We start from the raw sequence: 13,881 nt of genomic DNA, 5'->3' as shown, positions 1-13,881 counted from the left end.
GATTAGTCATACTTGCTGATCGTGACGGGTCAGGGAGGTGGGGGAGGTTTACCCGAACCCTCTTCTACCTACCGGGTAAAGAAGGCGCTCGAATCCCGAAGCCCGCATCTCGCCGCCCGAGTCCCGAAGCTCAAGCATCGGGCCCGCGCTACCGGAAACGTCCCCCGGGAGAGTGACCGCACCCCTCCCGAAGCTCGTCCCCCGAATCCCGGTGCTCGGGACCCGAGCTTCGAGCACCGGCTTCACGCCGTCGCCTCGTGACAGCACGAAGCGGGCCACGACCTGTCGTGACCCGCCTCCAGGACTCTGCGTAGGGCCTCAGCGCCCCAGCTTCCGCGCGACCTCCGTCGCCCAGTACGTCAGGATCATCCGCGCACCCGCGCGCCGGATGCCCGTCAGGCTCTCCAGGATCGCCGCGTCCCGGTCGATCCAGCCCTTCTCCGCGGCGGCCTCGATCATGGCGTACTCACCACTGATCTGGTACGCCGCGACCGGCACGTCCACCGCGTCGGCGACCTTGGCGAGGATGTCCAGGTAAGGCCCGGCGGGCTTGACCATGACCATGTCGGCGCCCTCCTCCAGGTCCAGCGCCAGCTCGCGCAGCGACTCGCGGATGTTCGCCGGGTCCTGCTGGTACGTCTTGCGGTCACCCTGGAGCGAGGAGCCGACCGCCTCGCGGAACGGACCGTAGAAGGCCGAGGAGTACTTCGCGGTGTAGGCGAGGATCGACACGTCCTCGTGGCCCGTCTGGTCCAGTGCGTCGCGGATCACGCCGACCTGGCCGTCCATCATGCCGCTGGGGCCCACCACGTGCGCACCCGCGTCCGCCTGCACCTGGGCCATCTCCGCGTACCGCTCCAGGGTGGCGTCGTTGTCGACACGGCCGTCCTCGGTCAGCACCCCGCAGTGGCCGTGGTCGGTGTACTCGTCCAGACAGAGGTCGGACATGATCACGAGGTCGTCGCCGACCTCCTCCCGCACTGCCCGCAGACCGGCCTGGAGGATGCCCTCCGGGTCGGTGCCCGCCGTGCCCCTGGCGTCCTTCTTCTCGTCCAGCGGGACGCCGAAGAGCATGATCCCCGAGACACCCGCCGCGACCGCGTCCACGGCGGCCTTCCGCAGCGTGTCGAGAGTGTGCTGCTGGACACCCGGCATGGCCGAGATGGCGACCGGGGCGTCGATGCCCTCGCGCACGAACGCGGGCAGGATCAGGTTCGCGGGGTCGAGCCGGGTCTCGGCGACCATGCGCCGCATGACGGGGGTCGTCCGCAGCCGGCGGGGCCGCGAGCCGGGGAAGTTTCCGTAATCGGTCATCCTTCGAGGTTAGACCCGCACACATCACCGGTTTACCGACAGCCCAGCCGGAAAAAACAAGGCCGGGCCCGACCTCCCTGACACGGCACCGGACGGAAATCACGTCGACAGCACCCCCTGGAATCCGGCAGAGTGCCCGCCCGTGACGAGCAGCGAACTGTGGGACCACGCGACCGCCGACCGCTACGACACCGAAGAGGCGCCGAGATCCACCGCCGCCTTCCTCGGACCGACCCTCGACTTCCTCTCCGAACTCGCCGGTGACGGGCGGGCCCTGGAGTTCGCCATCGGGACCGGCCGCGTCGGCGTCCCGCTCCGTGAACGCGGCGTACCCGTGACCGGTATCGAACTCTCCGAGCACATGGCAGCCGTACTACGACGCAAGATCGACGAGGACCGGCTCCCGGTCACCGTCGGGGACATGGCCACCACCGTCGTCCGCGGCACGTTCTCGCTGGTCTACGTCGTCTACAACACCATCTCGAACCTGCTCACCCAGGACGAGCAGGTCGAGTGCTTCCGCAACGCCGCGCGCCACCTGGAACCCGGCGGCCGGTTCGTCGTCGAGCTCGGTGTGCCACCGCTGCGGCTCCTGCCACCCACGCAGACCGCGGTGCCGTTCGACGTCTCCGAGCGGCACCTCGGCTTCGACACCTTCGACCTGGTCGGGCAGCTCCTCGTCTCGCACCACTTCACCCGCGAGGAAGACGGCGGCTACCGCCGTGGCAGCTGCCGCCAGCGGTACGCGTGGCCGGCGGAACTCGACCTCATGGCGAAGATCGCCGGGCTCCAGCCGGAACGCCGGGTCGCCGACTGGGAGGGGACGCCGTTCACCCAGGACTCCGGCGGCCACATCTCGGTGTGGCGCAAGCCGGTCTGAGGCCGGAGGGCCCCGGCACCGCCCGAGCGCGGGTACGCGAAGGGCCCGGCCGCTTCCCCCGAGGAAGCGACCGGGCCCACGAATCCGCTGCCCGCCGGATCAGGTGGTCGTCCGGCGACGCCGCGCACCCGGGCGCCGCTCGCTCGGCCGGGTCACCGGGTCACCGGCTTCCTTGGCCGCGTCCCGGCGCTGCGCACCGAAGTCCGCCAGCGCCTGGGCCAGCTTGTGGACCGACGGCTCCGGGGACAGGACGTCGACCCGCAGGCCGTGCTCCTCCGCGGTCTTGGCCGTGGCCGGACCGATGCACGCGATCACCGTCACGTTGTGCGGCTTGCCCGCGATACCGACCAGGTTGCGGACGGTCGAGGACGAGGTGAAGAGCACCGCGTCGAAACCGCCGCCCTTGATCGCCTCCCGGGTCTCCGCCGGGGGCGGCGAGGCGCGGACCGTGCGGTACGCGGTGACGTCGTCGACCTCCCAGCCCAGCTCGATGAGCCCGGCCACCAGGGTCTCGGTGGCGATGTCGGCGCGCGGCAGGAACACCCGGTCGATCGGGTCGAAGACCGGGTCGTACGGCGGCCAGTCCTCCAGCAGACCCGCGGCGGACTGCTCACCGGACGGCATCAGGTCCGGCTTCACACCGAAGTCGACCAGAGCCGCACCGGTCTGCTCACCGACGGCCGCGACCTTGATCCCGGCGAAGGCGCGGGCATCGAGCCCGTACTCCTCGAACTTCTCCCGCACGGCCTTCACCGCGTTCACCGAGGTGAAGGCGATCCACTCGTACCGGCCCGTGACCAGCCCCTTGACCGCGCGCTCCATCTGCTGGGGCGTACGCGGCGGCTCGACGGCGATCGTCGGGACCTCGTGCGGCACGGCACCGTAGGAACGCAGTTGGTCGGAGAGCGACGCCGCCTGCTCCTTCGTGCGCGGCACGAGCACCTTCCAGCCGAACAACGGCTTGGACTCGAACCACGCGAGCTGGTCGCGCTGGGCGGCGGAGCTGCGCTCCCCGACCACGGCTATGACGGGCAGGTGCCCGTCCGGCGACGGGAGGACCTTGGCCTGCTTCAGGACCTGGGCGATCGTCCCGAGGGTCGCCGTCCAGGTGCGCTGGCGGGTCGTCGTACCGGCGATCGTGACCGTGAGCGGGGTGTCGGGCTTGCGCCCGGCGGAGACCAGCTCACCCGCGGCCGCGGCGACCGAGTCGAGCGAAGTGGACACGACGGCCGTCGCGTCACTCGCGCCGACCTCGGACCAGCAGCGGTCCGAAGCGGTACGCGCGTCGACGAAGCGCACATCGGCGCCCTGCGCGTCACGCAGTGGCACACCTGCGTACGCGGGTACACCGACCGCGTTCGCGATGCCGGGCACGACCTCGAAAGGCACACCCGCGGCAGCGCAGGCGAGCATCTCGGCGCCCGTGTTGCCGTCCAGACCGGGGTCGCCCGTGACGGCACGCACCACCCGCCTGCCGCCCTTCGCTGCCTCCATGACAAGATTGGCGGCATCCCTGAGGACGGGTACTCCGGCGGGTGTTGACGCGACGTCAACAACCGTCATCTCAGGCGTGCTTACCCCTGCCCGCGCATGGCAGCGAACGACGTCGAGAACGTCCGGTTCGGCGACAAGGACGTCCGCGCTCGCAAGCGCCTCGACGGCGCGCAGCGTCAGCAGTCCGGGGTCGCCGGGACCGGCGCCGAGGAAGGTGACATGCCCTGAGGACAGGACAGGGAAGTCGGATACGACAGGGCCGGTGGGGCTCAAAGTGCTCGCTCCCCCATAAGACCGGCCGCACCCTTGGCAAGCATCTCGGCCGCGAGCTCGCGACCGAGGGCCGCCGCGTCGTCGTGCGACGTGGGGACGGGACCGGTGATGGACAGCTGCACCAGGGAAGTACCGTCGGTTGAACCGACGACACCGCGCAGGCGCAGTTCGTTGACAACCTGCCCTTCGGCCAGGAGGTCTGCCAGCGCACCCACAGGTGCGGAACAGCCGGCCTCCAGGGCGTTGAGCAGGGCGCGCTCGGCGGTCACGGCGACCCGGGTGTACGGGTCGTCGAGCTCGGCGAGAGCTGCGGCGAGGTCAGCGCTGCTTTCAGCGCATTCGACCGCCAGTGCTCCCTGGCCGGGAGCGGGCAGAACGGTGTCGACCGGCAGGAAGTCGGTGACCTCGTCCGTGCGTCCGAGACGGCTGAGCCCGGCGGCGGCGAGTACCACCGCGTCCAGCTCCCCGCTTCGTACGAAACCGATGCGCGTATCGACGTTGCCGCGGATCGCGACGGTCTCTATCTCGAGGCCGTGCGAGCGGGCGTACGCGTTGAGCTGCGCCATGCGGCGCGGCGAACCGGTGCCGATGCGGGCACCGGGCGGCAGCTGCCCGAAGGTCAGCCCGTCCCGCGCCACCAGTGCGTCGCGAGGGTCCTCGCGCTGCGGCACCGCGGCAAGGACCAGGCCCTCGGGCTGCGTGGTCGGCAGGTCCTTGAGCGAGTGGACGGCGAAGTCCACCTCGCCGCTCAGCAGCGCCTCACGCAGCGCGGCGACGAACACACCGGTCCCGCCGATCTGCGCCAGGTGCTCCCGGGAGACGTCCCCGTACGTGGTGATCTCGACGAGCTCGACGGCACGCCCGGTCACCTCACGGACCGCGTCGGCAACCATGCCGGACTGCGCCATGGCGAGCTTGCTGCGCCGGGTGCCCAGCCGCAGGGGTGTGGTGGTCTCCCCGCCCAGGGGAGAGTTCTCGGTCATGACCGCCCTCGATTCGGGTCGTTCAGGTCTGCCCGTGAGACGGCGGCCACCGTCTGCGGGTCGAGGTCGAAGAGTTCCCGCAGCGCATCGGCGTACCCGGCGCCGCCGGGCTCGCTCGCGAGCTGCTTGACCCGCACGGTGGGCGCGTGCAGGAGTTTGTCGACGACGCGGCGCACGGTCTGAGTGATCTCGGCGCGCTGCTTCTCGTCCAGGTCTGGGAGGCGTCCGTCGAGCCGCGCGATCTCGCCGGCCACCACATCGGCGGCCATGGTGCGCAGGGCGACGACGGTCGGGGTGATGTGGGCGGCGCGCTGCGCGGCTCCGAAGGCCGCGACCTCGTCGGAGACGATGGTGCGCACCTGGTCCACATCGGCGGCCATCGGGGCGTCCGCGGACGCCTCGGCGAGCGACTCGATGTCGACGAGGCGCACACCGGCGACGCGGTGGGCCGCTCCGTCGATGTCACGCGGCATCGCGAGGTCGAGCAGGTGGAGCCGGGCGGGTCCGGTGGCCGCCGGCCGGGCGGCCGCCCGGCGCACGGCCCGGTCCTGCGCGGCAGCGGCGGCGGACCCGTTCTCCACCCACGCCGCGTGCTGGTCCAGCTCGTCGGGCAGCGCGGCGGCGGGGGCCTCGGGCGCCTGCGCCGCGCTGTCGAAGTCGGCACCGAGCGCGGCGGCGACGGCTTCGGCGGTCAGGACGAGGCCGGTCGCGCCGGTGCAGGACACGACGACGTCGGCACGTGTCAGTTCGTCCGGGACCCCGGCCATCTCCACGGCTCGCGCCGTCGGGACACCGGCCTGGCCGAGGATCTCCACGAGCCGGTCCGCACGGGCACGGGTGCGGTTGGCGACGACGATCTCGCCGACGCCCGCCCGGGCCAGGGTCGCGGCGGCGAGCGAGGACATCGAGCCCGCCCCGATCACCAGCGCGCGCTTCCCGGCCGCCCACACGTCGACATCGGCGCCGTCCGCCAGCTGCTCGAGACCGAAGGTGACCAGTGACTGTCCGGCCCGGTCGATCCCGGTCTCGCTGTGGGCGCGCTTGCCGACCCGCAGGGCCTGCTGGAAGAGATCGTTCAGCAGACGGCCCGCGGTGTGGAGCTCCTGCCCCACCGCCAGCGCGTCCTTGATCTGGCCGAGGATCTGGCCCTCGCCGACGACCATCGAGTCCAGCCCGCACGCCACCGAGAAGAGGTGGTGGACGGCCCGGTCCTCGTAGTGCACATAAAGATAGGGAGTGAGCTCGTCCAGCCCGACCCCGCTGTGCTGCGCGAGCAGGGTCGACAGCTCGGCGACACCCGCGTGGAACTTGTCCACGTCCGCGTACAGCTCGATGCGGTTGCAGGTGGCCAGGACGGTGGCCTCGGTCGCGGGCTCCGCGGCGAGGGTGTCCTGAAGCAGCTTCGTCCGGGCATCGGCAGCCAGAGCCGCCCGCTCCAGCACGGAGACGGGGGCACTGCGGTGGCTCAGCCCTACGACCAGGAGACTCATGCCGGCATCACTGCGGGCATGTCCCCGTCAGGTCCCTTCCGGCCGGCGGGCGTCGCACGCATCGGCGGCGCCTCGTCGGAGTCCGGGTCGACAGCCGCCCTGCCGTCGGCGGCGGCCTCCTCGCCGGCCTTGCGCTGCTCGTGGAAGGCGAGGATCTGCAGCTCGATCGAGAGATCGACCTTGCGCACATCGACGCCGTCGGGAACGGAGAGCACCGTCGGCGCGAAGTTCAGGATGGAGGTGACACCAGCGGCGACGAGCCGGTCGCAGACCTGCTGCGCCGCGCCGGGCGGAGTGGTGATGACGCCGATGGACACACCGTTGTCGCTGATGATCCGGTCCAGGTCGTCGGTGTGCTGGACGGCGATCCCGGCCACCGGCGTCCCCGCCATCGCGGGATCGGCGTCGATCAGGGCCGCGACCCGGAAACCACGCGAGGCGAACCCGCCGTAGTTGGCGAGGGCGGCGCCGAGATTACCGATGCCGACGATCGCGACGGGCCAGTCCTGCGTGAGCCCGAGCTCGCGGGAGATCTGGTAGACGAGATACTCGACGTCGTACCCGACACCACGCGTGCCGTAGGAGCCCAGATAGCTGAAGTCCTTGCGCAGCTTGGCGGAATTGACTCCCGCCGCCGCGGCGAGTTCCTCGGAGGAAACCGTCGGAACCGAGCGCTCGGAGAGCGCCGTCAGTGCGCGGAGATACAGCGGAAGCCTGGCGACGGTGGCCTCGGGAATTCCTCGGCTACGGGTCGCCGGTCGGTGAGTTCGGCCAGTTGCCACGGTGCTCCTGCGGGATGAGCGGGGCTGCAGGCGGCCGTACGTCCTATGACCGCCCCGTCGACTGCAGGCTATGTCTTTGTGAACGCGTGCACAAAGATAGTGTCCGTTTTGTCTGGTCAAAGTGACCGGGGTCACGCATATTCCATGCGCGATCCCGGAACCGGGGACGCCATCAGCCCGTTGCAGGCCCGAAGGGGGCAAGACGGTACACACTCCTCATGTCCACGCCCCCGAGACCACTCAAAACGCCCATGATGTTAACCGGGTTTCACCGAGGAAGCCCCCTCACGTACGCAAGGCCGTGCGTAGCCGCGCCGGGTCCACCCGCCAGAACGTGTGCTGCTCGCCGTCGATCAGGACCACCGGGATCTGCTCCCAGTACTCCTGGTGCAGCGCCTCGTCCCGCGTGATGTCCTTCTCCACCCAGGACGCCCCGGTCTCCTCGCAGACCGCGCTCACCACCAGCCTCGCGTCGTCGCAGAGATGGCATCCCGGCTTTCCCACGAGGGTCACCACCCGGTCCGCGGGCTTCTTCTTCGCGCGACGCAACAGAGCACTCATACCTTCATTCTGCGCCTCCCCCCGGACCCGAACGGACCCGGCGAGTGTGCGGAATCACCCGTTTAACGCCCTGGTTCCGGAGAGTTCACACCGCCGCATCCCGCCGGGTCGGGAAGAGACGAACCGAATGGCTATGCTCACGACATGGCCGCTCTTGGATGGCTCACCCCCCGCAGGCGCCCCGCCACGGCACGCAGCGTGCTCGCAGGCGAGGCCGCAGCCGAGGCCGCGCGGAAGTCGGCGCTCCCCACCGGCACCGAAGAGCTGCCGGCCACCCCCGAGGACACCGGGGAGCCCGCGTTCCCGGTGGCCGGGGACACCCGGGCCGCCGCATTCTTCGACCTCGACAACACCGTGATGCAGGGCGCCGCGATCTTCCACTTCGGCCGCGGCCTGTACAAGCGGAAGTTCTTCCAGCGCCGCGAACTGACCCGGTTCGCCTGGCAGCAGGCCTGGTTCAGACTGGCCGGCGTCGAGGACCCGGAGCACATGCAGGACGCCCGCGACAGCGCCCTGTCCATCGTCAAGGGCCACCGCGTCTCCGAGCTGATGTCCATCGGCGAGGAGATCTACGACGAGTACATGGCCGACCGCATCTGGCCCGGCACCCGCGCGCTGGCGCAGGCCCACCTCGACGCGGGCCAGAAGGTCTGGCTGGTCACCGCCGCCCCGGTGGAGACCGCCACGATCATCGCCCGGCGTCTGGGCCTCACCGGCGCCCTGGGCACCGTGGCCGAGTCGGTCGACGGTGTCTACACGGGCCGGCTGGTCGGCGAACCCCTTCACGGCCCGGCGAAGGCCGAGGCGGTACGCGCGCTCGCGGCCGCCGAGGGCCTGGACCTGGAGCGCTGCGCGGCCTACAGCGACTCGCACAACGACATCCCGATGCTGTCCCTGGTCGGTCATCCGTACGCGATCAACCCGGACTCCAAGCTGCGCAAGCACGCCCGCTCGCTGGACTGGCGGCTGCGCGACTACCGCACCGGCCGCAAGGCCGCCAAGGTCGGCATCCCGGCCGCGGCGGGCGTCGGCGCCCTGGCCGGGGGCACGGCCGCGGCCGTCGCGATCCACCGCCGCCGCCGCTGACCCGGCCCCCACCCCATACGCGCCGGGGCCCCGTACGCAGGTGCGTACGGGGCCCCGGCGCGTGCCGAGCGGCGCGCCCGAAGGCGTACACCCAATCGAGAGCGGAACACCGGGCGGGGACACCCATCGCTCCGGCCAGTCGCGTTGCGTTCCGGCGACCACAACCCGTCGCCACCACATGCAGATCCCGAAGGTATTCGATCAATAACTGGTCACGATGTGCCACTTGATCCGTCACTTAGAGGTTACGGAAGCGACGTAATCGGTGATTTGAGCAACTGGGTGTAGCACCGCCTGTACGAAGCGTTATTCTCCTCAGACGCACAAGGAGCCCGCCACCCGCTACCACGAGTGACGGTTTTCGAACTGCACGTGATGGAAGCTCTGCCTCTGGGAGTCCCGTGTACCCACACGTCGGGGTTGACACCTCGGGCCTGGCTACGCTCCGCGCAACGGTCCTCGACCTCTTGCGCGGCTTCGTCCCCACCGCGTACGCCGTCCCCCAATTTGCCACCCCTGTACCTGCCGGCCCTTGTTACGCCCTCGCCGAACGCAGCGCGGCCGTCGGAAGACGCGGCAACCGCGCGACCACGGCTGCCGCACCGTCGGCACCCGCCCGTCGGCCGACAGCCGACAGCGACAGCGCGCGCATGATGGATCTCGTCGAGCGCGCGCAGGCCGGCGAGGCCGAGGCCTTCGGCCGCCTGTACGACCAGTACAGCGACACCGTGTACCGGTACATCTACTACCGCGTGGGAGGCAAGGCGACGGCGGAGGACCTCACCAGCGAGACGTTCCTGCGCGCGCTCCGCCGCATCTCCACCTTCACCTGGCAGGGCCGCGACTTCGGCGCGTGGCTGGTCACGATCGCTCGGAACCTGGTCGCCGACCACTTCAAATCCAGTCGTTTCCGGCTGGAAGTGACCACCGGCGAAATGCTCGACGCCAACGAGGTCGCGCGGAGCCCGGAGGACTCCGTCCTGGAGTCCCTCTCCAACGCCGCGCTCCTGCAAGCCGTACGCCGGCTGAACCCACAACAGCAGGAGTGCGTGACCCTTCGGTTCCTGCAGGGCCTCTCGGTCGCCGAGACCGCCCGGGTCATGGGGAAGAACGAGGGCGCGATCAAAACCTTGCAGTACCGAGCCGTGCGGACTCTCGCACGACTTCTGCCGGACGACGCCCGCTGACGTCACCATCCGTGACGTGTCCGTGACACACCGATCGGATCATCCTCAGTCCGTAACCCAACTGCCGCGCCACTCGTTGTGCCGGATGCAGGCCCCCTGTCGCCACATCTGAACGTTTCCACTCGCTCGATCGTGTGGAAACGTCTCCGGTGGGCAACCTTCCGGACCCTCAGGGGAGTCGACCGTCATGACGAGAGGAGGTGCCGCCAGTGATCGCAAACGTTTCGGCACACCGGCGGGCGAACGCCTTCGCCCAGGCCCTGGAGGAGCAGTCCCCCAAGGGTGCGGCGGCCGTGCAGCCCGAGGAACCGGCCGAACCGGCCGACCACGGACCGCTGTTGGCCCTGGCGAACGGCCTCGGTGAGCTACCGGAGCCGCAATTCGATCCCGACGTCAAAGTGGTGCAGCGAGCGCAGCTCGTCGCGGCCATGGAGACCATGTTCGCCGAAGGTGGTGCGTCCACGGGCCCTACCGTGCCCGAACAGCGGAGCAAGGGAGCCCACCGGGCCTCCCCGATCCGGAGGCTGCGTCCCCGCTCCCGCTGGGCGAAGGGCCTCACCGCGGGCGGGCTCACGGTCGGTGTCGCCGCGGGAGCGTTCGGCGGAGTGGCCGCTGCCAGTTCCGACGCCCTGCCGGGTGACTCCCTCTACCCGCTCAAGCGGGGCATGGAGGACATCAGCCGCGGCATGGCCAGCAATGACGCCGACCGGGGCGAGGCCTACCTCGACCAGGCGTCGACCCGTCTCAACGAGGCCCGCCTGCTGATGGAGCGGGGCCGCTCCGGCTCGATGGACCACGAGTCGATCGGTGAGGTCAGACGCGCACTCGACGGCATGACGCACGACGCCACCGAGGGCCACCGCCTGCTCCACACCGCCTACGAGCGCGACGGCGCCATCGGCCCCATCCAGACGCTGGAAACCTTCTCCCGCTCGCACCGCGCGACCTGGAGCAGTCTCCGCGACCGGCTGCCCTTCCAGCTGACCGACATCAGCGACAAGGTCAGCTCCGTCTTCGAGGCCATGGACCAGGAGGTCGCCCCTCTGAAGTCCCTGCTGCCCCGCGCACCGGGCACGGAGAAGGGCGCACCGCCCGCCGGCTCCGCACAGGAGGAGCAGGGCTCGTCGCCCGCGGAGCGAGAAGCTCGCGAATCCTCCGCGGCCCCGGACGACAGCGCGTCCACGAGCACCTCTCCGGAACCCTCCGGTTCCGACAGCGGCCCGGCCGACGGGCTGCTCGACGGCGGCACGGACGGCCTGCTGGAAGACCTCCCGACGGACGGCACCGCCCCGTCCTCACCGGGCGGCACATCCGGCACCGCGCCCTCACCGGACGTCACCCTGCCGCCGCTCCTCCCGGGCCTGCTGCCCGGCCTGGGCATCGACAGCGAGGACGTCGAACAGTAGAGGCAGGCGCATGAGGGAGGGGCGGCCCGAACCGGGCCGCCCCTCGCTCATGCCGTCGGCGGTGCGGGCGACACCCGGACCGCGCGCGCCCTCAGAAGAAGACCGACCGACGCTGCACCAACAGCTTGTAGAGCGTGTGCTGGATCTGCTCCCGCACCTGGTCCGTCAGGTTGAACATCAGCATCGGGTCCTCCGCCGCCTCCGGCGGATACCCGTCCGTGGGAATCGGCTCCCCGAACTGGATCGTCCACTTCGTCGGCAACGGCAGCGCGCCCAGCGGCCCCAGCCACGGGAACGTCGGCGTGATCGGGAAGTACGGGACACCGAGGACGCGCGCCAGCGTCTTGGAGTTGCCGATCATCGGGTAGATCTCCTCGGCCCCGACGATCGAGCACGGCACGATCGGCACCCCGGCCCGCAGCGCGGTCGAAACGAACCCGCCCCGCCCGAAACGCTGGAGCTTGTACCGCTCGCCGAACGGCTTCCCGATGCCCTTGAAACCCTCCGGCATCACCCCGACGACCTCGCCGCCCTGCAGCAGCCGCTCCGCGTCCTCCGCGCACGCAAGGGTGTGCCCGGCCTTCCTCGCCAGCTCGTTGACCACGGGGAGCATGAAGACGAGATCGGCCGCCAGGAGCCGCAGATGCCGCTCCGCCGGGTGGTTGTCGTGGACCGCGACCTGGAGCATCAGCCCGTCCAGCGGCAGCGTCCCGGAGTGGTTGGCCACGACGAGCGCACCCCCGTCGGACGGGATGTTCTCGATGCCCTTCACCTCGACCCGGAAGTACTTGTCGGCGAGTGGCCGCAGCACCGACATGAGGACCTGGTCGGTCAGCTCCTTGTCGTAGCCGAACTCGTCGACGTCGTAGTCGCCCGTGAGCCGGCGCCGCAGGAACGCGAGCCCGCCCGCGATCCGCCGGTCCCAGCCGCTCCCGGCACCCGCGTCACCGTCCTGTGGGGCGGCACCAGTGGCCTCGGCGGCCCCTCCCGGCACCTGACCGCCCGGCAGGGCGCTCACGGGCGCAGGACCGGCCGTCGCCGGCCCTCGGGCGCCGCCCGGCAGCACGCCTCTGCGCCGCGCCGCGCCTGAGCGCGAACGGTCGTCGTCGAAGGGAATGACCTTGGCGTCCGCCATCGTCGGTCGCGCTCCTCTACCTGGCGCCGTGAGTCGAATGTGTCCTGTCGGCCTGTCCCCCGCCGAGCGGCAGCCCGGCGAGTCTCCCGACCGCCCTGCCCACCCGCTCGGGAGGCAGCAGCCCCGGCCCCCGGCTCCGCGCGAACTCCGCGAAGGTCTCGGCCGTGGTGAACCTGGGCCTGAACCCGAGCGTCTCGCGCATCTGCACCGTCGAGACGACCCTGCCGTGGGTGAGCAGCCGGATCTGTTCCGGCGAGAAGTCCGTCATACCGATCGTACGGAGCGCCGTCCCCACCCAGGTGACGGCCGGCAGCAGCACCGGCACGGTCGGCCGTCCCAGTCGGCGCGAGCACTGCGACAGCAGCAGCACACCGTCGCCCGCGATGTTGAACGTGCCGCTGTTCAGGGTGCCGCGCCGGGGTTCGCGTGCGGCGATCTCCAGTACGTCGACGACGTCGTCCTCGTGGACGAACTGCAGCCGGGGGTCGTACCCGAGGACCGTCGGCAGGACCGGCAGCGTCAGGTAGTCGGCGAGCGGCGAGTCCGGCTCGGGCCCCAGGATGTTCGCGAACCTCAGCACGCACACCGCCACGTCCGGCCTGCGGCGCGCGAACCCGCGGACGTACCCCTCGACCTCCACCGCGTCCTTGGCGAAGCCCCCGCTGGGCAGGGACTTGGGCGACGTGGTCTCGGTGAAGACCGCGGGGTCACGGGGCGCGGAGCCGTAGACGTTCGTGCTGGACTTGACCACGAGGCGCTGGACGGACGGGGACTTCTGGCAGGCTCCGAGCAGCTGCATCGTGCCGATGACGTTGGTCTCCTTGACCGTCGTCCGGCCGCCCGCGCCCAGCGCCTTCGCCGAGACGTCCAGATGTACGACGGTGTCGACGGAATGCTCGGCGAGGACCCGGGCGATGGCCGACTGCCGGATGTCCGCCAGGACGAACTCCGCGTCACCCAGCTGGTGCCCGGGCGTGACCGCGTCGAGCGCGATCACCCGGTCCACACCGGGATCGCGCTGGATGCGCCGCACGAAGCGGCCTCCCAGCTGACGGGCCGCACCAGTGACGAGCACGATCTTCCCCAAGATCAGCGCCTTCCGTCGATCGTTCACCGAACGGGGTCTTCCCCTGGCCGTCACCGTAGTCGGTGGATGTTGCCCTGTGATGACCCCAGGCGGGCTTTACCGAACCGATGGCGCGAATACCACCGGATCCGCCGCACGGCACAGGAGCCCGGAACACGCCCGGAACGCACCGAGGCCCTCCCGCCATGACGGCGGGAGGGCCT

Annotated in this window: 12 protein-coding genes; 4 read left to right on the top strand and 8 right to left on the bottom strand. The window is 70.6% G+C overall.

The features are described from left to right. Positions 1 to 318 precede the first annotated feature (318 nt). Entirely contained in the window at positions 319 to 1,314 is a 996-nt protein-coding gene (gene hemB, locus P8A20_RS20195) for a porphobilinogen synthase (RefSeq protein WP_147958913.1), read from the bottom strand. Between the two features lie 142 nt (positions 1,315 to 1,456). On the opposite strand from hemB, the gene P8A20_RS20190 reads away from it, so the two are divergent. Continuing rightward, positions 1,457 to 2,194, top strand: a complete 738-nt coding sequence (locus tag P8A20_RS20190) for a class I SAM-dependent DNA methyltransferase (protein ID WP_306103974.1) — start codon at positions 1,457 to 1,459, stop codon at positions 2,192 to 2,194. A 99-nt stretch (positions 2,195 to 2,293) separates the two neighbouring features. Here the strand turns inward: P8A20_RS20190 and P8A20_RS20185 are convergent, their stop codons facing one another. The 5 genes from P8A20_RS20185 to P8A20_RS20165 form a co-directional block, all read right to left on the bottom strand. After that, positions 2,294 to 3,961, bottom strand: coding sequence for a bifunctional uroporphyrinogen-III C-methyltransferase/uroporphyrinogen-III synthase (locus tag P8A20_RS20185; RefSeq protein ID WP_147958911.1), 1,668 nt, complete (start codon positions 3,959 to 3,961; stop codon positions 2,294 to 2,296). After that, a complete protein-coding gene (gene hemC, locus P8A20_RS20180) occupies positions 3,958 to 4,944 on the bottom strand; it encodes a hydroxymethylbilane synthase (RefSeq protein WP_147958910.1) in 987 nt (328 codons plus the stop codon). The genes P8A20_RS20185 and hemC overlap by 4 nt, the downstream gene beginning before the upstream one ends. Next, positions 4,941 to 6,434 carry a glutamyl-tRNA reductase gene (locus tag P8A20_RS20175; protein WP_306103973.1) on the bottom strand — a complete coding sequence of 498 codons (1,494 nt, stop codon included), beginning with the start codon at positions 6,432 to 6,434 and terminating at the stop codon, positions 4,941 to 4,943. Before P8A20_RS20175 ends, hemC begins: the two co-directional genes overlap by 4 nt. After that, positions 6,431 to 7,216: a redox-sensing transcriptional repressor Rex gene (locus P8A20_RS20170; RefSeq protein WP_147958908.1), complete on the bottom strand. Its 786-nt coding sequence runs from the start codon at positions 7,214 to 7,216 to the stop codon at positions 6,431 to 6,433. Before P8A20_RS20170 ends, P8A20_RS20175 begins: the two co-directional genes overlap by 4 nt. 285 nt (positions 7,217 to 7,501) lie before the next feature. Continuing rightward, positions 7,502 to 7,777 (bottom strand): glutaredoxin family protein, encoded by a 276-nt coding sequence (locus P8A20_RS20165; protein WP_147958907.1) that lies wholly within the window; start codon positions 7,775 to 7,777, stop codon positions 7,502 to 7,504. 144 nt (positions 7,778 to 7,921) lie between these two features. Between P8A20_RS20165 and P8A20_RS20160 the strand changes: the two genes are divergently transcribed. From P8A20_RS20160 to P8A20_RS20150, 3 genes are all read left to right on the top strand, one after another. After that, positions 7,922 to 8,863, top strand: a complete 942-nt coding sequence (locus tag P8A20_RS20160) for an HAD family hydrolase (protein ID WP_147958906.1) — start codon at positions 7,922 to 7,924, stop codon at positions 8,861 to 8,863. 401 nt (positions 8,864 to 9,264) lie between these two features. Further along, positions 9,265 to 10,050 carry an ECF subfamily RNA polymerase sigma factor, BldN family gene (locus P8A20_RS20155; protein ID WP_147958905.1) on the top strand — a complete coding sequence of 262 codons (786 nt, stop codon included), beginning with the start codon at positions 9,265 to 9,267 and terminating at the stop codon, positions 10,048 to 10,050. A gap of 209 nt (positions 10,051 to 10,259) precedes the next feature. Beyond that, positions 10,260 to 11,456, top strand: coding sequence for a DUF5667 domain-containing protein (locus P8A20_RS20150; protein WP_306103972.1), 1,197 nt, complete (start codon positions 10,260 to 10,262; stop codon positions 11,454 to 11,456). 91 nt (positions 11,457 to 11,547) lie between these two features. Here the strand turns inward: P8A20_RS20150 and P8A20_RS20145 are convergent, their stop codons facing one another. Both P8A20_RS20145 and P8A20_RS20140 read right to left on the bottom strand, forming a co-directional pair. Next, positions 11,548 to 12,591 carry a lysophospholipid acyltransferase family protein gene (locus tag P8A20_RS20145; protein ID WP_147958903.1) on the bottom strand — a complete coding sequence of 348 codons (1,044 nt, stop codon included), beginning with the start codon at positions 12,589 to 12,591 and terminating at the stop codon, positions 11,548 to 11,550. Between the two features lie 16 nt (positions 12,592 to 12,607). After that, on the bottom strand, positions 12,608 to 13,678 hold the full coding sequence (locus P8A20_RS20140) for an NAD-dependent epimerase/dehydratase family protein (protein WP_306105176.1): 1,071 nt from the start codon (positions 13,676 to 13,678) through the stop codon (positions 12,608 to 12,610). Positions 13,679 to 13,881: the final 203 nt, after the last annotated feature.

It is taken from the genome of Streptomyces sp. Alt3, from assembly GCF_030719215.1.
GTDB classification, from domain to species: Bacteria; Actinomycetota; Actinomycetes; order Streptomycetales; family Streptomycetaceae; genus Streptomyces; species Streptomyces glycanivorans.
This window is presented reverse-complemented; position numbering and strand designations above follow the sequence as displayed.